The sequence below is a fragment of the Sphaerisporangium sp. NPDC004334 genome (genome assembly GCF_053602655.1).
In genome coordinates this window covers 1-20,363 of the sequence record NZ_JBSGDZ010000039.1, presented here as the reverse complement: position 1 = coordinate 20,363, position 20,363 = coordinate 1, and the positions used below count along the sequence as shown (strand labels likewise).

Sequence of the window (20,363 nt, the reverse complement as noted above, 5' to 3'; positions counted from 1 at the left end):
GGCCGGGGCTCAGGCGGGGACGGATGCCACGCCGGGGGCCAGGAACGGGCGGCCGTTGACTGCGGCGGAGACGCCGGTCCTGTCCAGGTACGGCGTGATACCGCCGGTGTGGAACGGCCACCCGGCCCCGAGGATCATGCACAGGTCGATGTCCTCGGCGGCCGCGACGACCCCCTCGTCCAGCATCAGGCGGATCTCCTCGGCCAGCGCCCGCAGCGCCCGGTCGCGCACCTGCTCCGCGTCCGGTCCGGACGCTCCCGACGCCTCGAAGATCTGCCGCGCCTCCGGGTCGATGGAGAAGTCCGGGGCGTAGACGCCCGGCTTGCCGGCCTTGACGAGGGTCGCCAGGTTGGCCGAGACCCCGTACCGGCCGGGGAACGCCTCGTGCAGCGTCTCGGCGACGTGCAGGGCGACCGCCGGCCCCACGAGCTGGAGCAGCGTGAACGGCGTCATCGGCAGCCCGAGCCCGTCCAGCGCGTGGTCGGCGACCTCGATCGGGGTGCCCTCGTCCACGGCGCCGATGACCTCGCCCATGAAGCGGGTGAGCAGCCGGTTCACCACGAACGCCGGGGCATCCTTGACCAGGACGCTGGACTTGCGCAGCGCCTTGCCGACCGCGAAGGCCGTGGCCAGCGAGGCGTCGTCGGTCCTGTCCGCCCGGACGATCTCCAGCAGCGGCAGCACGGCGACGGGGTTGAAGAAGTGGAAGCCCACCACCCGCTCGGGGTGGCGCAGCCCGGCCGCCATCGCCGAGATCGACAGCGAGGAGGTGTTGGTGGCGAGCACGCATTCAGGGGAGACCACGGCCTCCACCTCGGCGAAGACCTGCTTCTTCACCGCCAGGTCCTCGAAGACGGCCTCGATGACGAAGTCGGCGTCGGCGAAGGCGTCCTTGGTCAGCGAGCCGGTGACCAGCCCCTTCAGCCGGTTGGCCTGGTCACCGGTGATCCGCCGCTTGCCGAGCAGCTTGTCCACCTCGGCGTGGACGTAGCCGACACCCTTGTCCAGGCGGGCCTGGTCGAGGTCGGTGAGGACGACCGGCACCTCGAGGCGGCGGGCGAACAACAGGGCGAGCTGCGAGGCCATCAGGCCCGCGCCGACCACGCCCACCTTGGTGACCTTGCGGGCCAGCGCCTTGTCGGGGGCGCCCGCGGGCCGCTTGGCCCGCCGCTGTACCAGGTCGAAGGAGTACAGCCCGGCGCGCAGCTCGTCGCCCATCAGCAGGTCGGCCAGCGCGTCGGTCTCGGCCTGGAAGCCGGCGTCGCGGCCGGCCGTGCGCGCCTGCTCCACCAGGTCCAGCGCCCGGTACGGGGCGGGCGAGGCGCCGCGCAGCTTGAGGTCCACGAGCGTCCTGGCGCCTGCGACCGCGGCCTTCCACCCCTCGGCGTCCTCGGTGAACGGGTGGCGCGAGACGGCGGCCTCGCCGGTGAGCACGCGCGCGGCCCAGCGCAGCGACTCCTCCAGGAAGTCGGCCGGCTCGAAGACCGCGTCGGCGACGCCCAGCTTGAACGCCTCGGTCCCCTTGATCATCCGGTTCTGGGACAGCGGGTTCTCGACGATCAGCTTGAGCGCGTTCGCCGGGCCGATGAGGCGGGGGAGCAGCTGCGTGCCGCCCCAGCCCGGCACCAGGCCGAGGAAGCACTCGGGCAGCGCGACCGCGGGGACGCCGGAGGAGATCGTCCGGTAGGTGCAGTGCAGCGCCACCTCCAGGCCGCCGCCCATGGCCGCCCCGTTCACGAACGCGAACGAGGGCACCTCCATCTCGCCGAGCCGGCGGAACACCTCGTGCCCGAGCCGGCCGAGCGCCTCGGCCTGCTCCCGCCCGCGCACCAGCGCCGCGCCCTTGAGGTCGGCGCCGACGGCGAAGATGAACGGCTTGCCGGTGAGGCCGACCGCCGCGATGTCGGTGCGGTCGCAGATGGCGTCCAGGGCCTTGTCCAGCTCGGCCAGGCCACGCGGGCCGAAGGTGTTCGGCTTGGTGTGGTCGAAGCCGTTGTCCAGGGTGATCAAAGCCATGGTGCCCGCGCCCCCCGGGAGCCGCACGTCGCGGACCAGGGCGTGGGTGACGACCTCGTCGTCGAAGATGCCGGTGATATCGGTGACGCCGCTCACTTGCCGCCCTCCCAGGCGAGGTTCTCCCAGACGACCGTTCCGCCCATGCCCATGCCGACGCACATCGTCGTCAGGCCGTAGCGCACCCCCGGGTTCTCGCCGAACTCGCGGGCGAGCTGCGTCATGAGCCGCACGCCGGAGGAGGCGAGGGGGTGGCCGAAGGCGATCGCGCCGCCGTAGGGGTTGACGCGCGGATCGTCGTCGGCGATGCCGAAGTGCGACAGGAAGGCCAGCACCTGCACGGCGAAGGCCTCGTTGATCTCGATGAGGCCGATGTCGCCGATGGACAGCCCGGCCAGGCGCAGCGCGCGCTCGGTGGAGGGGATGGGCCCGACGCCCATCACCTCGGGGTCGACCCCGGCGAAGGCGTAGGAGACCAGCCGCATCTTCGGGGTGAGACCGAGCTCGGCGGCGGTGTCCGCGGCGGCGATGATGCTGCCGGTGGCGCCGTCGTTCAGGCCCGCCGAGTTGCCGGCGGTCACGTGGCCGTGCGCGCGGAAGGGCGTCTTCAGCGCCGCCAGGCCCTGCATGGTGGTGCCGGGCCGCGGCGGCTCGTCCTCGGTGGCCAGGCCCCAGCCTTCCGCGGCCTTGCGGGTCGCCATCGGCACCAGGTCGGGCTGGATCTTGCCGTTGGCGTACGCCTTGGCCACCTTCTCCTGGGAGGCGACCGCGTAGGCGTCGGCGCGCCCCTTGTCGATCTCGGGGTAGCGGTCGTGCAGGTTCTCGGCGGTCATGCCCATGATCAGGGCGGAGCCGTCGACGAGCTTCTCGGACATGAAGCGCGGGTTGGGGTCGACGCCCTCGCCCATCGGGTGGCGGCCCATGTGCTCGACGCCGCCGGCGATGGCGACGTCGTAGGCGCCGAAGGCGATGCCGCCCGCGACGGTGGTGACGGCGGTCATCGCGCCGGCGCACATGCGGTCGATGGCGTATCCGGGCACCGACTTGGGCAGCCCGGCCAGGACGGCGGCCGAGCGGCCGATGGTCAGGCCCTGGTCGCCGATCTGGGTGGTGGCCGCGATGGCGACCTCGTCGACGCGCTCGGGTGGCAGTTGCGGGTTGCGCCGCATCAGTTCACGGATGACGCGGACGATCAGGTCGTCCGCGCGGGTCTCGGCGTACAGGCCCTTGGGGCCCGACCGGCCGAAAGGTGTGCGCACGCCGTCGACGAACACGACGTCACGGGACGAAGGCACGGCTGCTCCTCGCTGCTGGATGGCTTCCGCCTACATGCTACTCGCGAGTAACATGATGCCACGGCTCTTCATTCCCCTTACCCCGGGGTCAGGCGATGCCCGCGAGAATGGTGCGCACCAGCCCCGCGGTGAAGTCCTCCACGCTCTTCGGCGAGCCCTCCTCGCCCATGAACAGCCGCAGGAACGCCCGCTGGTAACAGGCGCCGAGCAACAGCGCCGCCGCCGAGCCGGTGTCGGCGTCGGCGCGCAGGCGGCCGTTCTCCCGCAGGACGCCCAGATACCCGGCCACCGCGGTCAGCGGCTTGTGCGGACCGGCGTTCAGCTTGCGCAGCTCTTCCCGGTGCCGCTCCAGCAGGGCCGGCTCGGCGAACAGCGAGGAGCCGATCGGCATGCTCGCCTCGTAGAACAGCGTCGCCGCCCGGGCGATCTCGACGAGGCACTCCTCGGTCGTGCGCCCGCCGGGGTCGGCGGACAGCCGCTCGATCAGCGACCCGAGCGCGGGCAGCCGCTCGCTCAGGACGGCGATGAACATCTCCTCCTTGCCGGTGAAGTGCCGGTAGAGAGCCGCCTCGGAGATCCCGGCCTCGCGGGCGATCTCCTTGGTGGTGACGTGGGCCAGACCCACCGTGCGCATGAGGTGCTCGGCGGAGTCGAGGATGCGCTCACGGGTGCGGGCGCCGGCGGCCGTGCGCGGCTGGGGCATCGGGATGGCGGGCCTCTCGGTCGGTGCGGCTTTTGGCTGCCTATGGAAGGGGTACTCATCCTATGATGTGAGTGAGTACTCACCAACCTTTGGGGGACGTCTCATGAAGCTCACCGTTTTCGGCGCCACCGGGCGCACCGGCCGGGAGGTCGTCAGGCAGGCGCTGGACGCCGGGCACCAGGTCACCGCCGTGGTCCGCGACCCCGCCCGCCTCCCCATCAGCCACGGCGCGCTCGAGGTGATCACAGCGGAGGTGACCTCGCCGGACGCGCTGCGCCCCGTGCTGGCGGGCCGCGACGCCGCGATCTCCGCGCTCGGCCCGAACGGCAGGAAGGACGTGGGCATCGCCTCCAGGGCGCTGACCTCCATCGTCCGCGCCATGGAAGGCGGCGACGCCCGCAGGCTCGTCACCCTCAGCGCCGTCCCGGTCGGCCCGATCCCCGACGGCGAGCCGCTCATCTACCGCGCCGTGGTCCTGCCCCTCATCCAGCGCATCTTCCGCGACGGGTACGCCGACCTTCGCGCGATGGAGGACGAGGTGCGGCGCAGCTCGCTCGAATGGACGGTCGTCCGGCCGCCGAGGCTGACCGACAGACCGCCGACCGGCAGGTACCGTCGCGTCGTCGGCGGCAACGTGGCACGCGGCCACACCATCTCCCGGGCCGACCTCGCCCACGCGCTGCTGGACTGCCTGGACGACCCGGCCACCGTCAAGCAGGCCGTCGGCGTCGCCAACTGAGGTCAGGTCCGGCCGGCCGGCTCCGTCGCGTCAGGTCGAGCTCACCTGGCGCAGGAAGGCGGCGTTGGAGGGCGTCTCGCGCAGGCGGGCGAGCAGCGCGCCCAGGGCCTGCTCGCGATCGAGGCCCGACAGTGCGCGCCGCAGCTTCCACACGACCTCGCGCTCCTCGGCCGTCAGGAGCAGCTCCTCGCGCCGGGTGCCGGAGGCGGCCACGTCGACGGCGGGGAAAAGGCGCTGCTCGGCGAGCGCCCGGCTCAGCCGCAGCTCCATGTTGCCCGTTCCCTTGAACTCCTCGTAGAAGAAGTCGTCCATCCGCGAGCCGGTCTCGGCCAGCGCGGTGGCGAGGATGGTCAGCGATGCGCCCTCGCGGGTGGCCCTGGCGGCGCCGAACAGGCGTTTGGGCAGGTGGACGGCCTGCGCGTCCACCCCGCCCGTGAGCGTCTTGCCGCCGCCCGGCGCGATGACGTTGTAGGCGCGGCCGAGGCGGGTCAGCGAGTCGAGAAGGACCACGACGTCGGTCCCGCGCTCGACCAGCCGCTTGGCCCGCTCGACCGCCAGCTCGGCGATCAGCGTGTGGTCGCGCTCCGGCCGGTCGAACGTCGAGGCGACCACCTCGCCGCGCACCGACTCACGGAAGTCGGTGACCTCCTCGGGCCGCTCGCCGACCAGGACGACCATGAGGTGGGCGCCGGGATGGTTGCGGGTGACGGCGTCGGCGATGGCCTTGAGCACCATCGTCTTGCCGGCCTTGGGCGGCGCGACGATCAGGCCGCGCTGCCCCTTGCCGACGGGCGTCAGCAGGTCGACCAGCCGGGTGGCCGGCGAGCCGGTCTCCAGGGTCAGGCGCTCGTGCGGGTGGACGGGGGTCATGGCGGCGAAGTGCGGCCGGGGCTGCCCGGGCTCCTCGCCGTCCACGGAGACGATCCGCACGTCCCGGTCACGCGGGCCGCCGGCGAGGGCCGTCACCAGGTCGCCGGGGCGCAGGCCGAGCTCCTTGACCCGTGCCAGAGGCAGGTGGACGTCCTGGTCGCCGGGGAGGTGGCCGCCGACGCGGATGTACGCCGCCTTGTCGCGGACGTCGAGCAGGCCGCGGACCTCGGTGAGGGTCCCGGTCTCGTTCTGGGGGACGACCGCAGGGCCGACGGGGTCGGCCTGGCGCCGGCGGGTTCTTCTGTGAGGCGCCTTCGCGGGCGCCGGGGCTTCGATGGTCGCTGTCATGGTGGTTCCTTGCTGGTGGGCCGGAATGCCGGCCGGCTGATGGGAGAGGCGCGAAACGAGCGCGGAAGGCGGCGGCCGTGCGTCCTGACGTGCCCGGACGTACGGCGGCATGCCGCGACGGCACGGCATCGGCCGTGACGGCGGGCACGGTGACGCACGTGCCCACAGCGGTCGCGGTGGCGAGCGAGGTCCGCATGGGTCCGCCGGTCTAGGACGACCGGCGCGAGATGCCTGCCCTGAACGGGGCGGCGAGAAAGGTGAACGGCTCAGAACGGTGAGGAAGGAGACATCCCACCTGGAGAGCCACCTTTACCATAACATCGCCGGACCGTCTCCGCGCAAGCCCTGCTGCCTCTTGCGGGCGAGCGCCGCCGTCCCTGAGCCGGGGATCACGCGATCGCCGTCCCATGGGTCCCGAGACCATGCCAAGCTGGGGCTCGCGGCCGATCTGTCCCTGGCGGCCGAGCGTGTCGAGGCGTCCAGTTCAGGAGAGCGCGCGATGGCGTACGAGCCGATGATGATCTCCGGAGTGGAGGTCGTGCCGCTGCGGGACGCCGTGGGCCCCATGGGCGGCGACCTGCGCCATGCGCCCGGCGCGAACTTCGTCGGCGGCTCGCCCGAGCACCGCGCCGCGCTCACCGCGGGCGAGTGGATATTGCACTTCCGGTGCTATCTGCTGCGCCCGCGCGGCGGCCGCACGATCCTGGTGGACGCGGGGCTCGGCGGGCGTGACTCGCCCGCGTCCGCCTGGGCGCCGGTGCCGGGGCGGCTGGTGGACGAGCTCGCCGCCGTGGGCGTCGCACCGGCGGAAGTGGACACCGTCGTGCTCACCCACCTGCACAGCGACCACGCCTCAGGGGCGGTCACCGACGGCGTGGCGACCTTCCCCAACGCCCGGCACGTCGTCCAGCGCGCCGAGATCGACTGGATCGAGGGCGCGGGGCCGAACGCCATACTCGAACGCGTGCTGCGCCCGCTGACCGGGCTGGTCGACGGGGTGGACGGCGAGGCCGAGGTGGCGCCGGGCGTGCGGGTGCTCCTGGCCCCCGGCCACACGCCCGGCCACCAGGTGGTCGAAATCGGGCCGCTCACGCTGACGGGCGACGTGTTCCTGCATCCGGCGCAGCTCGCCGACCCCGCGATCGTCTACCGGCACGACGACGACCCGGCGCAGGCCGTCGCGACGCGGCGGCAGGTGCTCGGCAGATCGCGCGCCCGCGGCGGCCTCATCGGCACCGCCCACTTCCCCGAGCCGTTCAGCTCCCTCCCCGACCCCCCGGTCGCCGCTGACCCGCGCGCCGAGACGGACACCGCCGCCCAGGCCAGGCGTCACGTCGATCAGTGACGTCGATCAGTGACGTCGATCAGTGACATGGTCGCGGTGACGACCACCGTCCGCGACCGGTGACAGGGGAGGCCACGCGGCCGTCCGCCCTTCTGCTCGGGCGGGGTCCACGGGCGGCCGGTAGATCAGCGGAGATACGGTCGAGGTCATGGTCGCGCTTCCGCCCGAGGAGTTCTACGCCGGGCTCAACAAGACCCTGGCCGGTGCCGGGGCGTTCATCACCGACGCGCAGGACAGAGTGCTGCTGGTCAAGCCCAACTACCGCGACCACTGGCTCTGGCCCGGGGGGCACGTGGACGAGGGCGAGACCCCCGACCAGGCGTGCGCCCGCGAGCTGGCCGAGGAGCTCGGCCTCACCGTTCCGGTCGGCCGCCTGCTCGGCGTGCACTGGGTGCCCCCGTTCGGCGACCGGCCGCTCCCGCTGGTGCACTTCCTGTTCGACTGCGGCCACCTGCCGGACGCCGACCGCCTCGTCCTGCAGGAGGAGGAACTGGACGCCTGCGGCTTCTTCGACCCCACGGAGGCGCGGGCCCTCATGCCCGCCTACCTCATCCGCCGCCTCGAGGCCGCCCTGGAAGCCCGTCGCCAAGCCACCTCCTTCTACCTCACCGGCGGCTCCCCCGCCTTCACCCCCTGACCGGCCGGCCGCATGGAGCGGCCGGCCGGGAGGATGATCGGCCAGGTCGAGCGATCAGCGCAGGTAGAGGGCCGGTTGGGGTGGGGTGGACATGCCGTTGCCGATGAAGAAGCTCGGGTGCGGGGGCTGGTTGTAGGCGGTGTTCTGCCAGGCGACGGCTTCGCGGTACTGGATGTCGTGCATCAGGGTGAAGATGCGCCGGTCGGTCACCGTGGTGGTCGCGTAGATGCGCAGGGCGCGGTCGTCGCTGGTCGGCCAGACGATCTCCTCGCGCCAGTCGCCGAACAGGTCCGCCGACAGCGAGGGCGTCGCCTTGGTGCCGTTGTTGGAGTGCACGCCGGAGGCCGTGAGCAGCCGCGTCGAGCCGCTGGTGCCGTACTTGTCCACCTGGGTCTGGTCGAGCAGCTCGCGGATCGGGTCGGCGTCCCACCAGGCCAGGAAGTTCATCGAGGACGGTTTGGCGCCGATGTTGGCGCCCTTGGTGTTGCGCAGCCCGTCGGCCTTGGCCGACCAGGACTCCGCTCCGGCGCTGCCGGCCCAGATGTCGTCGGACACGCCGCGCCCGTTGTCGCCGTTCGCCGGAGTCGTCCACAGCACCTGGCCGGTGCGCGCGTCGGCCATCCACGAACTCGGCTTGCTGGAATCCTCGTCGACCTTGAAGACCTCCAGGCCGGCGCGGGAGGGGTCAAGGTCGCCGACGTGCAAGGCGTCGCCGTGGCCGTTGCCGGTGTTCCACAACGGGGAGCCGTTGTCGTTGATCGCCATCGCGCCGAACACGATCTCGTCCCTGCCGTCGCCGTCCACGTCGGCGATGGCGAGGTTGTGGTTGCCCTGGCCGGTGTACTGCGAACCCGCGGAGTTGGAGTCGAAGGTCCACCGCTTGGTCAGCGCGCCGCTGCGGAAGTCCCACGCCGCGATCACCGTGCGCGTGTAGTAGCCGCGCGACATGATCAGGCTGGGCCGGGTGCCGTCCAGGTACGCCGTGGCGGCGAGGAACCGGTCGACCCGGTTGCCGTAGTTGTCGCCCCAGGAGGACACGGTGCCGCGCGGCGGGTCGTAGTTCACCGTCGACATGGCCTTGCCGGTCTGCCCGTTGAACATCGTCAGGTATTCCGGCCCCGACAGCACGTAACCCGAGGAGTTGCGGTAGTCGGCGCCGGAGTTGCCGATGACGACGCCGGTGCCGTCCTTGGTCGCGTCGGCGGTCTTCATGGCCACCTCGGCCTTGCCGTCGCCGTCGTAGTCGTACACCTGGAGCTGCGTGTAGTGCGCCCCGGCGCGGATGTTGCGGCCCAGGTCGATGCGCCACAGACGGGTGCCGTTGAGCTTGTAGGCATCGACGAACACGTTGCCGGTGTAGCCGGACTGGGAGTTGTCCTTGGCGTTGGAGGGGTCCCACTTCAGGACGAACTCGTACTGGCCGTCGCCGTCCAGGTCGCCCACGCTGGCGTCGTTGGCGCTGTAGGTGTAGGCGACCCCGTCAGGGGTGGTGCCCCCGGACGGCGGCGAGATCGGCACGTCGAGGTAGGCGCCGCCGGTGAAGCGCAGGGAGCTCTCCGAGGCGGCCTGCTCGGCGCCGTCGACCACCGGCCGCACGGTGTAGCTCGCGTCGGCCGCCGCGCCGTTGTCCAGGTAGTTCGTGGACCCGGTGATCGGCGAGGAGTTCAGCTTGGTCGAGCCGCGGTAGAGGTTGAAGGCGACGCCTGAGGGGTCGGTGCCGAGCATCCGCCAGGAGACCAGGTTGCCGCTGCCGGACCGCACGCTGACCAGGCCCCGGTTCAGCCGCTCCGCCTGGCGCGCGTTCGCGGGCGTCGGGGTCGGCGTCGGAGTGGGGGTGGGCGTGGGGGTCGGGGTGACGGTAGGAGTCGGCGTGGGCGTGGGCGTCACGGTCGGCGTCACGGTCGGGGTCGGGGTGGGGGTCGGTGTCGGGCCGGTCGTTCCGGTGCAGGTCACCCCGTTGAGCGTGAACGACGCCGGAGCCGGGTTGCTGGAGTTGTTCCACGAGGCGTTGAAGCCGAAGGAGGCGCTCGCGCCGGTCGCCAGCGCGGCGTTGTAGCCGGCGTCCGCGGCGGTCACCTGCGCGCCGCTCTGGGTCACGGTGGCGTTCCACGCCTGGCTGACCTGCTGGCCGGCGGTGAATCCCCACACCAGCCGCCAGCCGTCGATCGCGTCGCCGAGGTTGGTCACGGTGACGTTGCCGGTGAAGCCGCCCGTCCACTGTGAGGCCACCGCGTAGTCGACCCGGCAGCCGGCGGCGGCCTGGGCCGCGACGGTCGTCGCCGTCCCGGTCGCCGCGACCGTGGCGGTCGCCGCCGCCAGGATCACCAGCCGGCGGACCGGCGATCTCGCGAAGTAGCGCATGACTCTCCTCTTCGTGCGGAGCGCCGGGCACCGAACCGTGCGTTGAAACGATTCGATGGCCGGCGCGTCGACATACCCGCGAGGCCTGACCTTCCGTCGCGACTGATTCGCTCGAAACTAAGCCGAGCCGGACGCGCCGCGCCATGGCCGCTCGCCGGTCGCCGCCACGATGCCGAGAGGGCCTGGCGCGGACGGCCGCGCTCACCTGAGCCGATCCGCTCCGGCGACACCGCCGCCCGGGCGGGGCGGGCTGAAACTTCCACGAGACGACGGCGCCCGCCCTACAAGGGATGGACGCGCGCCAGGCTCGGTTTTCAGGACGCCGGCCGGCTGGTGGCCTGCAACAGTTCGCGCTCGAACCAGGCGATGGTGCGGCGCAGGCCGGTGATCGCGTCCACCGTCGGGCGCCAGCCGAGCCGGGAGGCGGCGAGGGAGGTGTCCGGGCGGCGCACGGCAGGGTCGTCCACGGGCCGGTCGACGAACGTGATCGGCGAGGAAGAGCCGGTCAGGTCCCTGATCATCGTGGCGAGCCGCAGCATGGACATCTCGGAGGGGTTGCCGATGTTGACCGGTCCGGCGAAGTCGCCGTCGGCCAGGGTGAGGACGCCGTCCACGGTGTCGTCCACGTAGCAGATCGACCGCGTCTGGCTCCCGTCCCCGGTGACCGTGATCGGCTCGCCGTGGAGGGCCTGGCGGACGAACGTGGGGATGGCGCGGCCGTCGTGGGGCCGCATGCGGGGGCCGTAGGTGTTGAAGATGCGCACGATGGCGGTGTCCACGCCGTGAGACTGGCGGTAGGCCGTGGTCAAGGACTCGGAGAAGCGTTTGGCCTCGTCGTACACGCTGCGCGGGCCGACCGGGTTGACGTTGCCCCAGTACGTTTCGCGTTGCGGGTGTTCCAGGGGGTCGCCGTACACCTCGCTGGTCGAGGCCAGCACGAACCGGGCGCCCTTCTCCCGGGCCAGGCCGAGCGCGTGCAGGGTGCCCAGGCTGCCCACCTTGAGCGTGGCGATCGGGTGGCGCAGGTAGTCGGTCGGGGACGCCGCCGAGGCGAAGTGCAGCACCAGGTCCACCTCGCCCGGCACGTGGACGTAGCCGGTCAGGTCGCACTCGACCAGGCGGAACCTCGGCCGGCCGATCAGGTGCTCCACGTTGGCGGGAGACCCGGTGAGGAAGTTGTCCATGCAGATGACCGTGGCGCCCTCGGCCACCAGCCGCTCGCACAGGTGGGAGCCGAGGAACCCCGCGCCCCCGGTCACGACGACCCGGTGTGCTCTCATCGCACGCTCACCTCCAGCAGGTCCGCGGCGGCGTCGAGCACGGCACCGACGCCGATCTCCGCCAGGCCGGGATCGGGCCGGCTCCCGTGCGGGTCGCCGTGCCGTCCCGCCCACAGCGCGACATGACGGCCGGTGGGCGGCGGGCCCCACTGCGCGGGCGCCACCGGGCCGAACAGCACCACCGACGGCGTCGCGAAGGCCGTCGCCAGGTGCGCGACGCCGGTGTCCCCGCACACGACCATCCGCGCTCCGGCGACCAGCCGCGCGAGGCCGCGCAGGTCCGTGCGGCCGGCCAGGACGCGTCCGGCGGGAAGGCCGGCCAGCGTGCCGACGCGAACGGCGAGGGGGTGTTCGGCGGCGTTCCCGGTGACGACCACGCGGTGCCCGGCGCGTTCGAGCGCCGCGGCGACCTCGGCGAACCGCTCCGCCGGCCAGCGCCGCGCCCCCGACGCCGCGCCCGGATGCACCACCACCCCGCCCCACGTCCCGGCCCCCCAGGCATCCGCCCCAAGTCTGTCGAGATCCGCCTCTAGACCATCGAAACCCGCCCCAGGCCCGTCGGGGTTCGCTCCGAGCCCGTCCAGGTCGGCTACGGCCCCGTCGAGGTCCTCACCGGGGCGGTCCGGCCGGCCCTGGAGGGCGTCCGGGTCGAGCAGGAGGTCGGCCGGGTCGGCGGCGATGCCGTACCAGCGCAGCAGCGCGCACCACCGGTCGACCTCGTGCATGCTCTGCCGCCACGGCGGGCCCTCCAAACAGGGAAACTCCAGGTGAGCGTGGGTGAGCAGTCGTCCGGGACGGGTGCGGGACAGCGTGGCGGTGCTCTCGGGCCCGCGCCCGTGCAGGTTCACCGCGACGTCCGGACGGCGCAGCGGCACCGGCTCCGGTCCCGAGACGTCCAGCAGCTCGTCCACGGCGCCGATCAGCGGCACCAGGCCGGCCAGCGCGGCGGGCGCCGCCAGGACGAGGCGGTGCCCGGGGTGGGCCCGCCGCAGCCCGCGCACCGCCGGAACCGCGGTGAGCAGGTCGCCGAGTCCCAGTGCGCGCAGGACCAGCAGCACTGGCCGCTCGCCGGACGCGGGGTCTACAGTGCGCACACCCTGCACCGACGGGACGGGGCGTTCGCCGGACGCCCCCCAAACGAGCCGCTCGCTGGACGCAGTGTGGAGGGGGCGCTCGTCGGACGTCGGTCGGACGGGGCGCTCGCTGGACACCATATGAATAGGCCGCTCGCCGGCCATCGCCCGGACGGGCCGCTCGTTGGGCGTTTTGTGGACGGGGCGCTCGCCGGACGCCGGGCGGGGCGCGTGGTTCACGGCCATGACGGCTCGGTCGACGGGCAGACCACCAGCTCGCGCAGCTCGCATCCGGGAGGCTGGCCGAGCGCGAACACCACGGCGGCGGCCACGTCCTCGGGCTGGTTGAGCCGGGCGTCCGGGCCGGGACGGTACCGCTCGTCCCTGCCGTCGAAGAAGCGCGTGCGCATGCCGCCCGGCACCAGCAGCGTGACGCCGACCCGGCCGGCCAGCTCGGCGGCCAGCGCCCGGGTGAAGCCGACGACGCCGAACTTGGCCGCGCAGTACGCCGTCGCGTCCCCCACCGCCCGCAGGCCCAGCGTCGAGGCGCAGGTGACGACGCGGCCCGCCGAGCGCTCCAGGTACGGCAGGGCGGCGCGCACCACCGAGGCGGTGCCGAGCAGGTTGACGCCGATCACCCGCTCCCACTCGGCAGGGGGGACCTGCGCCAGCGACCCGCACCGGTCGATGCCGGCGGCCGTCACCACCCCGTCCAGGCCGCCCGCCCGCTCGGCCAGCTCGGTCACGGCGGCCTGGACCCGGTCGCGGTCGGCGACGTCGGCCAGGACGTGGTCGACGCCGTCCTCGGGCACGCCGACGTCGATCACCAGCGGCCGCCCGCCCGCCTTGGCGACCGCGTCGGCCGTGGCCTTCCCCAGGCCGGACGCTCCGCCGGTGATCAGGATGTTCCCCACCATGTTCGCTTCTCCTCGCTGCAGAACGGGGGGCCGGTCGTGCGCCGGGGGCGTCGGTGTGCCGAGTGCCGAGTGCCGAGTGCCCGGGGCCGGGTGCCGATGTGCGGGTGCCGGATGCCGGTATGTCTGTGCGCGGTGCCGGTGCCGGTGCCGGGGTGCCGGCGTGCCCGGGGGCGCCGCCTACACCACCTCCTGGGCGGCGGCGATGAGCCCGGTGGTGGAGTGGCCGGGCACCGTGGGCAGGACGACGACCTCGCCGCCGGCCTGCCGCACCGCCTGGGCCTCGGGGAGCTCCTGCCCGGTGTAGTCGCCTCCCTTCACCCACACCTCCGGCCGCAGCCGGTCGATGAGCAGGCACGGGGTGTCCTGCTCGAACACCACCACCGCGTCGACGCAGCCGAGGGCACGCAGGATCTCCACTCGGTCGCGCTCGGCGACGACCGGCCGGCCCGCCCCCTTGAGGCGGCGGACGGACTCGTCGGAGTTGACGCACACGATCAGCGCGTCGCCGAGCGCCCTGGCCTGCCGCAGCAGGCTGACGTGGCCCGCGTGCAGCAGGTCGAAGCAGCCGCCCGTGGCGATCAGCCGCCCGCCCGTCGCGCGCACCATGGCCGCCAGCTCGAACGCCGTGCGGGGCCGGTCGTCCAGCGCCGCGCGCGTCCGGTCGGCCCGCGGCGGCGCGGGCAGGCGGATGGCCGCGGCGCCGCCGGCGGCGACGAACCGGGTCGCCTCCGTGACCGCCATCGTCACCGCCTCCTGCACCGACGCGCCGTCGCGCAGCGCCAGCGCCGCCGAGGCGGCGAACCGGTCGCCGGCGCCGCACGTGTCGCCCCCGGTGATCGGCATGGGCGGCGGCACCCGCAGCGTCCGGCCGGCGCGGGTGCACAGGACGGCTCCGTCGGCGCCGCGCGTGACGGCGACCGCCTCGGCGTGCAGCTCGCGGACCAGGTGGCGGGCGGCCTGCTCGACGCCGGTGCACGGCCGCCCGTACAGCACCGCGGCCTCGGGCTCGCTCGGCGTGACCAGCGCGCAGCCGGGCACCGGCGGGAAGCCCGCGGGGTGCGGGTCCCAGACGAGCGGCGCGGTGCGGCGGTTGAGCAGGTCGCGCACGGTGTCGGCGGCGCCGCGCCCGTAGTCGGACACCAGCACCGCACCCGCGCCGCGCAGCGCCCGCGCCGCCCGGTCTCCCTCGGGGCCGCGCCAGGCCCGGCCGTCCCCGGTGTCTACACGCAGCAGCGTCTGGCCGCGGGCGCGGATCCGCGTCTTGCGGGACGTCGTCCCGCGCAGCGGCAGACGCACGACCTCGGCGAATCCGGCGAGCAGGGCGCTCAGGCGCTCCCCGGAGGCGTCCTCACCGAGCGCGGTGACCAGCACCACCTCCGCGCCCTCGCGGGCGGCCAGCAGCGCGGCGAGCCCGGCGCCTCCGGGACGGCGGTGCTCGGTGCGCCCGCGGACCACCGGGACCGGCGCGTCGGGGCAGAGCCGCTCGGCGTCGCCCTCGATGTCCACGTCGAGCAGCGAGTCGCCGACGACGACGATCGGGCCTCCCCTCATCCGCGTCCCCTCTCACCCGTTCCGCGAACCGTCCGTCCCCTGCCGTCCCGCCGGTCCCTGCCGTCCCGCCGCTCCTGCCCGTTCCGCAGGTCCTGCTGGTCTTGCTCGTTGCGCACGTTCTGCCGGTCTTGCTCGTTCCGGTGAACCTGTCCGTCCAGCAGGGTCTGTTCGTCCGGTGGGACCTTCCTGTCTTGCCCGTTCTGTCTGTTGAGCGGTGTGGAGGAAGCCCGGTCGGTGGAGGTGTGCGCGTCCCGCAGTGATGCGTCGAACGCGTCGCAGAGCAGGTGGATCACCGCGAGGTGGACCTCCTGGATGGTCGCGCAGTCCTGCGAGGGCACCGCCACCGCTCCGTCGCAGCGCGCGGCCAGCGGGTTCGGGGCGCGCCCGGTCAGGGCCCAGGTGATGAGCCCGCACTCCCGGGCTGCCTCGGCGGCGGCGAGCACGTTCTGGCTGGTCCCGCTGGTCGACAGGCACAGTAGGACGTCCCCGGCGCGACCGTGCGCGCGCACCTGCCGGGCGTACACCTCCTCGGCGCCGAAGTCGTTGGCGATCGCCGTGGCGGAGGAGGTGTCGGCGTGCAGCGGGATCGCCGCGTACGGGCGCCGGTCGGTGCGGAAGCGGCCGACCAGCTCGGCCGTCAGGTGCTGCGCCTCGGCCGCCGAGCCGCCGTTTCCGCAGGCCAGCAGCCTGCCGCCGCCGGCCAGCACCGCGGCCAGCGTGCGGCCCCAGGCGCGGACTCTCGGGGTGTCGGCGTCCACCGCCGACAGCGCGGCGCTCAGCCGCGAGAAGTGCGGGTGCATGGCTGTCAACCTCCCGCCGCGGCGAGCCGGTCCAGGCGGTCGCCGATCAGGCTGCGGTACACCGACTCGGTCTGCGCCGCCACCCGCGGCCAGCCGTATCTGGACCGGGCGCGGCGCACGCCGGCGTCGGCCATCGAGGCCCGCACGTCGGGCCGGGCGAGCAGGTCGCGGAGCACTCCGGCCAGCGCGCGGGGCCGGCGCGGCGGCACGAGCGCGCCGCACCCGGACACCGTGTCCAGGTGGCCGCCGACCGCCGAGGCGACCACGGGAACCCCGCAGGCCATGGCCTCGACCGGCACCATGCCGAACGGCTCGTACCACGGCACGGTGACCACGGCGAGCGCCGATCTCATGAGGGCGGGGACGTCCGCGCGGGCGACGCTGCCGATCAGCCGGACCCGGCCGGACAGCCCGGACGCTGCGACAAGCCGGGACAGTCGCGTCGATTCCTCGTCGCCGGGGTCGCCGCCCGCGATGGTGAGATGAGCCCCCGGCACGTGCGCCAGCGCCTCGATGATCGTCTCGACCCCCTTGCGCGGAACCAGCCGGCCGATGCTGAGGATCCGCGCGATCCCGTCCAGCCGCGGACGGCGCCCGTCCGCATCGGCCGGGTGCGGCAGCGGCGCGTCAGGGTGGAACAGCGCGAGGTCCACGCCGCAGGGGACGACCGTGACCCGCTCGACCGGCACGTCCATCGCCGCCAGCTCCCTGACCTCGTCGGTGCAGGTGGCGACGACGGCGGCGGCCCGCCGTCCGATGTCGCGCTCGACGGCGAGGCGGCCGGGAGGGCTGGTGTCGGCCGTGCCCTGCCAGCGCCGTTTGACCGTGCCGAGCGCGTGGAAGGTCTGGACGACCGGGACGCGCAGCTCCTCGGCGGCCTTCAGGGCCGCCAGCCCGCTCATCCAGAAGTGCGCGTGCGCGACGTCCGGCCGCGTGGCCCGCCAGCGCCGCGCGAGATGGGCGGCGAAGGCGGGCATGTGCGGCAGCAGCTCGTCTTTGGGGAGCGGCTCGGGCGGCCCGGCGGGCACGTGCTCGACCGTCACCCCCGGAGCCATCGTCACCGTGAGCGGTTCGTGCCCGGCGACGCGCCGGGTGTACACGGTGACCTCGTGGCCGAGCCCGGCAAGGGCGGCGGCCAGGCCGGCGACGTGGACGTTCTGGCCGCCCGCGTCGACGCCTCCCACGGCGGCGAGCGGGTTGGCGTGCTCGGACACCAGGGCGATCCTCATCGCGCCCCCTCGGAGACGCCGCCCGGGCCGCCGTCGCCGAGACCGGGATCGTCCGACCCGGGGACCTCCGGGCCGTGAGCCTTCGGGTGGTGTGTTTCCGGGCCGTGAGCCTTCGGGCGGTGAGCTTCCGGGCCGTGACCCTCCGGGTGGTGAGACTCCGGCGGGACCGTCCGGAGCGGCAGGACTGCCCCGCCCTGCCCTGCGCCGCCTCGCCCCGCGCCGTCTCCCTGCGCGGCGACGAGGGCGAGCACCGTGCCGACGACCTGCTCGCTGGTCACCGACGACAGGCACGGGTGTCCGGCGACCGGGCACACGCGCGCCCGGCTGCCACGGCACGGCGCCTCCTGGTCGCCGAGCAGGACGACCGGCACGCGGTACGGCGCCCAGCGCGCGGCCGGCACGACCGGGGCGAACAGGCTGACCACCGGGGTGCCGACGGCCGCCGCCAGGTGGGCGGGCCCGGTGTTGGCCACCACGGCCGCCGAGGCGCCGGCGAGCACGGCCGCGAGCTCGGGGAAGGTCGTCACGCCGCCGAGGTCGCTGCCGTAGGCGCCGGCGACCTGCGCGGTGAGCGCCTGCTCGTCCGGGTCGCCGGTCACGACCACCCGCACTCCGGCGAGGACCAGGTCGCGCACCGTCCGGGCGTGGTGCTCGGCGGGCCAGGCCCGCGCGGGCGCCGAGGTCCCCGGGTGGACGACCACGTACCCGGGCGGTCCGGTGAACTGGTGCACCGAGGGCAGCGGCCGGCGTACCGCGAGCGCTCCGTCGTCGCCGGGGGGCGGCTCGAACCCTGCGGCCCGGACGAGGCCGAGCATGCGTTCGGCCTCGGGCACGTCCACGGTCTCGTCCACGATGTGCCGCACGTCGAGCAGCGACCCGGGGTAGTCCTCGCTGATCGCGGCGATGCGCGGCACGCCGGCCAGGCGAAGCAGCAGCGCGAGCGGCAGCGACGACTGGTGGAAGGAGGTCAGCACGACGGCCATCTCCGGTGCGGCCTTCTCCACCAGGGAGGTCAGCCGGTCCACGTGCGAGCGGCTCAGCGGCAGCGGCTCGGGGTCGATCCACGGCGCCCGCCATTCCAGCACCCGGTGCACTCCCGGCAGGAGCTGAGCCGCGGCGCCGCCGTTCGGGCCGGTGAGCAGCACGACCTCGCGGGCCGAGGCGGCGATCGCGCGGATGGCGGGGCCGGCCAGCAGCACGTCCCCGGCGTTGTCCAGCCGCGCCACGAGCACGGTGCCGGGCCCGTTCACCGGCGCGCCCGCAGTTCGCCGCGCAGGCGGTGCGCGCAGGCGACCGGAGGGATGATCACGCTGGTCACGGCCATGCGCAGCACCTCCTCTGGGGTACGGGGGCCGGGCGCGAGCCGCGTCCAGGCGAACTCGGCGGTCAGCGCGAGCCAGGCCAGCCCGGCCGCGGAGCCGAGCGTGGCCAGGCGGCGAGAGGCGAACGCGGACGGGCTGTGGGTGCCAGAGCCGAGCGCAGACGGGGTGTGATGGGCGCCAGAGCCGAGCGCGGACGGGCCGTGGTGGACGCCAGAGCCGAGCGCGGACGGGCCGTGGTGGGCGCCGGAGTCGAGTGCGGGAAGGCTGTGGTGGGCGCGGGGGCCGCCGCGCGTCCCGCGGCCGCCGATCGCCATCAGGGCGCACGCCAGCAGGCCGAGAGCGGTGGTCAGCGCGTGAAGGGCGAGGCGGCCGGGGACGTCGTCGACGGCCGCTCGCCAGCCCGCCCCGTGCAACCGCCGCATCAGCGCGTCGTCGGCGTTGCCGCGCTGGGCGCGGACGCTGGCCCAGAACCCGTCGTCGCGCACGGGGTGCACGGTGACGCGCCGGCCTTTGGCGAGCCCGTACCCGGCCTTGAGCAACCGCAGCGCGATGTCGGCGTCCTCGCGGTAGGCGTGCGGGAAGCGTTCGTCGAAGCCGCCGACGCGGTCGAGCGCCGACCTGCGGTAGGCCATGTCGGCCGTCGCCCAGGCGGCTCCGGCGAGCGCGGCGGTGTTGCGCTCGGCGTCGGTGGGCCGCCGTCCGCTCGGCAGGTCGACGCGCAGACGTCCCTGCGAGCCGGCGACGTCGCCGGGAAGGTCGGCCAGGTCGGCGGCGAGCGCGTCACGCCAGCCGGGGCGCGGCACGACGTCGTCGTCCAGGAAGGCGACCCACGGCGTGGTGGCCGCCCGCCAGCCCGCGTTCCTCGCGGCGGCGGGCCCGCGCCCGCCGGTGCGCAGCACCTGGACGTGGCCGGGCACCTTGAGCGCCGGGGAGAAGCGCGGCCGGTCGTCCACCACGATGGTCGGCAGGTCCGCGTCCAGCGCGTCGAGGACCCGCCGCAGGCTCCGCCGGCCGATGGTGGGAATCACGACAGTGATCATGAGCGGAGCACCTCCCCACGGCGCACCAGGTAGGGGCCGATGGCGAGTACGTCGACCGGGGCGGAGCCGAAGCACTCCAGCGCGTCGCGCGGGTCGTCCACGATGGGACGGCCGGCGGTGTTCAGGCTGGTGTTGACCACGACGGGCAGTCCGGTGCGGGCCTGGAACGCCTCCAGCAGGCGCGCGAGCAGCGGCTCGGCGCTGTGGTCCACCGTCTGCACCCGTGCCGTGCCGTCCACGTGGACGACGGCGGGGATGCGGTCGCGCCATTCGGGGCGCACGTCGTGGACGAACAGCATGTAGGGGCTGGGTAGCGGTCCGCGTTCGAAGATCTCGTGGGCGCGGTCGGCGAGGACCATGGGGGCGATGGGGCGGAACTGTTCGCGGCCTTTGACGGCGTTGAGGCGTTCGGTGTTGCCGGGTCGTCCGGGGTGGGCGAGCAGGGAGCGGCGGCCGAGGGCGCGCGGGCCGTACTCCGAGCGGCCCTGGAACCAGGCCACGATGCGGTCGGCGGCCAGCTCGGCGGCCACCGCGTCGCCGAGGTCCTCGGGCCGCGTGTAGGGCACTCCCGCGGAGGTCAGCCAGGCCGCGAGCTCCTCATCGGTCCACTCGCGGCCGAGGTCGGTGCCCGTCATCGGCACGACCGCGTCGCCGTGCAGGTGCGCCAGGTGCAGCGCGCCGCCGAGCGCGGTGCCGGAGTCTCCGGCGGCCGGTTGGATCCAGATGTCCTGGAACGGGCCCTCGCTCAGCAGGCGGGTGTTGGCGACGCAGTTCAGCGCCACCCCGCCGGCCATGGTCAGGTACCGCTCGCCGGTCCGCTCGTGCAGCCACCGGGCCAGC

The 20,363-nt window shown here is 74.1% G+C and carries 16 protein-coding genes and 1 pseudogene; 3 read left to right on the top strand and 14 right to left on the bottom strand.

Annotation, left to right across the window (positions count from 1 at the left end; genetic code table 11):
• Window positions 1–9: 9 nt before the first annotated feature.
• From ACWEN6_RS36110 to ACWEN6_RS36100, 3 genes are all read right to left on the bottom strand, one after another.
• Entirely contained in the window at window positions 10–2,112 is a 2,103-nt protein-coding gene (locus ACWEN6_RS36110; protein ID WP_452576497.1) for a 3-hydroxyacyl-CoA dehydrogenase NAD-binding domain-containing protein, read from the bottom strand.
• Complete coding sequence (locus tag ACWEN6_RS36105) at window positions 2,109–3,308, bottom strand: thiolase family protein (protein WP_354918543.1); 1,200 nt, start codon at window positions 3,306–3,308, stop codon at window positions 2,109–2,111. Before ACWEN6_RS36105 ends, ACWEN6_RS36110 begins: the two co-directional genes overlap by 4 nt.
• Window positions 3,309–3,396: 88 nt before the next feature.
• The gene (locus ACWEN6_RS36100; RefSeq protein ID WP_354918546.1) at window positions 3,397–4,011 is read right to left on the bottom strand and encodes a TetR/AcrR family transcriptional regulator; all 615 of its coding nucleotides are present in this window, start codon (window positions 4,009–4,011) and stop codon (window positions 3,397–3,399) included.
• Between the two features lie 103 nt (window positions 4,012–4,114).
• Between ACWEN6_RS36100 and ACWEN6_RS36095 the strand changes: the two genes are divergently transcribed.
• Window positions 4,115–4,750 (top strand): NAD(P)-dependent oxidoreductase, encoded by a 636-nt coding sequence (locus ACWEN6_RS36095; protein WP_452576496.1) that lies wholly within the window; start codon window positions 4,115–4,117, stop codon window positions 4,748–4,750.
• A gap of 30 nt (window positions 4,751–4,780) precedes the next feature.
• On the opposite strand, the gene rho is transcribed toward ACWEN6_RS36095, so the two are convergent.
• Window positions 4,781–5,968, bottom strand: coding sequence for a transcription termination factor Rho (gene rho, locus ACWEN6_RS36090; protein ID WP_452576495.1), 1,188 nt, complete (start codon window positions 5,966–5,968; stop codon window positions 4,781–4,783).
• Between the two features lie 499 nt (window positions 5,969–6,467).
• Between rho and ACWEN6_RS36085 the strand changes: the two genes are divergently transcribed.
• Window positions 6,468–7,313, top strand: coding sequence for an MBL fold metallo-hydrolase (locus tag ACWEN6_RS36085; RefSeq protein WP_452576494.1), 846 nt, complete (start codon window positions 6,468–6,470; stop codon window positions 7,311–7,313).
• 148 nt (window positions 7,314–7,461) lie between these two features.
• Window positions 7,462–7,950, top strand: a complete 489-nt coding sequence (locus tag ACWEN6_RS36080; RefSeq protein ID WP_452576493.1) for an NUDIX domain-containing protein — start codon at window positions 7,462–7,464, stop codon at window positions 7,948–7,950.
• Window positions 7,951–8,004: 54 nt separating this feature from the next.
• Here ACWEN6_RS36080 and ACWEN6_RS36075 read toward each other — a convergent pair whose 3' ends face one another.
• From ACWEN6_RS36075 to ACWEN6_RS36030, 10 genes and pseudogenes are all read right to left on the bottom strand, one after another.
• A complete protein-coding gene (locus ACWEN6_RS36075) occupies window positions 8,005–10,311 on the bottom strand; it encodes a rhamnogalacturonan lyase family protein (protein ID WP_452576492.1) in 2,307 nt (768 codons plus the stop codon).
• A 314-nt stretch (window positions 10,312–10,625) separates the two neighbouring features.
• On the bottom strand, window positions 10,626–11,591 hold the full coding sequence (locus ACWEN6_RS36070; RefSeq protein WP_452576491.1) for a UDP-glucuronic acid decarboxylase family protein: 966 nt from the start codon (window positions 11,589–11,591) through the stop codon (window positions 10,626–10,628).
• Complete coding sequence (locus ACWEN6_RS36065) at window positions 11,588–12,685, bottom strand: glycosyltransferase family 9 protein (protein ID WP_452576490.1); 1,098 nt, start codon at window positions 12,683–12,685, stop codon at window positions 11,588–11,590. Before ACWEN6_RS36065 ends, ACWEN6_RS36070 begins: the two co-directional genes overlap by 4 nt.
• Before the next feature lie 215 nt (window positions 12,686–12,900).
• On the bottom strand, window positions 12,901–13,581 hold the full coding sequence (locus ACWEN6_RS36060; RefSeq protein WP_452576489.1) for an SDR family oxidoreductase: 681 nt from the start codon (window positions 13,579–13,581) through the stop codon (window positions 12,901–12,903).
• 177 nt (window positions 13,582–13,758) lie between these two features.
• Window positions 13,759–15,132, bottom strand: a complete 1,374-nt coding sequence (rfaE2, locus tag ACWEN6_RS36055) for a D-glycero-beta-D-manno-heptose 1-phosphate adenylyltransferase (protein WP_354918573.1) — start codon at window positions 15,130–15,132, stop codon at window positions 13,759–13,761.
• Window positions 15,129–15,932: a D-sedoheptulose-7-phosphate isomerase gene (locus tag ACWEN6_RS36050; protein WP_452576488.1), complete on the bottom strand. Its 804-nt coding sequence runs from the start codon at window positions 15,930–15,932 to the stop codon at window positions 15,129–15,131. The genes rfaE2 and ACWEN6_RS36050 overlap by 4 nt, the downstream gene beginning before the upstream one ends.
• A gap of 5 nt (window positions 15,933–15,937) precedes the next feature.
• Complete coding sequence (locus ACWEN6_RS36045) at window positions 15,938–17,161, bottom strand: glycosyltransferase (RefSeq protein WP_452576487.1); 1,224 nt, start codon at window positions 17,159–17,161, stop codon at window positions 15,938–15,940.
• 233 nt (window positions 17,162–17,394) lie between these two features.
• A pseudogene (locus tag ACWEN6_RS36040) lies at window positions 17,395–18,411 on the bottom strand (glycosyltransferase family 9 protein); the annotation flags it as partial.
• Complete coding sequence (locus tag ACWEN6_RS36035) at window positions 18,408–19,523, bottom strand: glycosyltransferase family 2 protein (protein ID WP_452576486.1); 1,116 nt, start codon at window positions 19,521–19,523, stop codon at window positions 18,408–18,410. The gene ACWEN6_RS36035 and the pseudogene ACWEN6_RS36040, both read right to left, overlap by 4 nt.
• On the bottom strand, window positions 19,520–20,363 hold an 844-nt coding region (locus tag ACWEN6_RS36030), incomplete at its 5' end, for a carbamoyltransferase C-terminal domain-containing protein (RefSeq protein WP_452576485.1). The genes ACWEN6_RS36035 and ACWEN6_RS36030, both read right to left, overlap by 4 nt.

Excerpts from the sequence above, each read along its gene's own strand:
- ACWEN6_RS36100 (WP_354918546.1), bottom strand. The coding sequence starts at position 4,011 with ATGCCCCAGCCGCGCACGGCCGCCGGCGCCCGCACCCGTGAGCGCATC.
- ACWEN6_RS36095 (WP_452576496.1), top strand. The coding sequence starts at position 4,115 with ATGAAGCTCACCGTTTTCGGCGCCACCGGGCGCACCGGCCGGGAGGTC.
- rho (WP_452576495.1), bottom strand. The coding sequence starts at position 5,968 with ATGACAGCGACCATCGAAGCCCCGGCGCCCGCGAAGGCGCCTCACAGA.
- ACWEN6_RS36085 (WP_452576494.1), top strand. The coding sequence starts at position 6,468 with ATGGCGTACGAGCCGATGATGATCTCCGGAGTGGAGGTCGTGCCGCTG.
- ACWEN6_RS36080 (WP_452576493.1), top strand. The coding sequence starts at position 7,462 with ATGGTCGCGCTTCCGCCCGAGGAGTTCTACGCCGGGCTCAACAAGACC.
- ACWEN6_RS36075 (WP_452576492.1), bottom strand. The coding sequence starts at position 10,311 with ATGCGCTACTTCGCGAGATCGCCGGTCCGCCGGCTGGTGATCCTGGCG.
- ACWEN6_RS36070 (WP_452576491.1), bottom strand. The coding sequence starts at position 11,591 with ATGAGAGCACACCGGGTCGTCGTGACCGGGGGCGCGGGGTTCCTCGGC.
- ACWEN6_RS36060 (WP_452576489.1), bottom strand. The coding sequence starts at position 13,581 with ATGGTGGGGAACATCCTGATCACCGGCGGAGCGTCCGGCCTGGGGAAG.
- rfaE2 (WP_354918573.1), bottom strand. The coding sequence starts at position 15,132 with ATGAGGGGAGGCCCGATCGTCGTCGTCGGCGACTCGCTGCTCGACGTG.
- ACWEN6_RS36050 (WP_452576488.1), bottom strand. The coding sequence starts at position 15,932 with ATGCACCCGCACTTCTCGCGGCTGAGCGCCGCGCTGTCGGCGGTGGAC.
- ACWEN6_RS36045 (WP_452576487.1), bottom strand. The coding sequence starts at position 17,161 with ATGAGGATCGCCCTGGTGTCCGAGCACGCCAACCCGCTCGCCGCCGTG.
- ACWEN6_RS36035 (WP_452576486.1), bottom strand. The coding sequence starts at position 19,523 with ATGATCACTGTCGTGATTCCCACCATCGGCCGGCGGAGCCTGCGGCGG.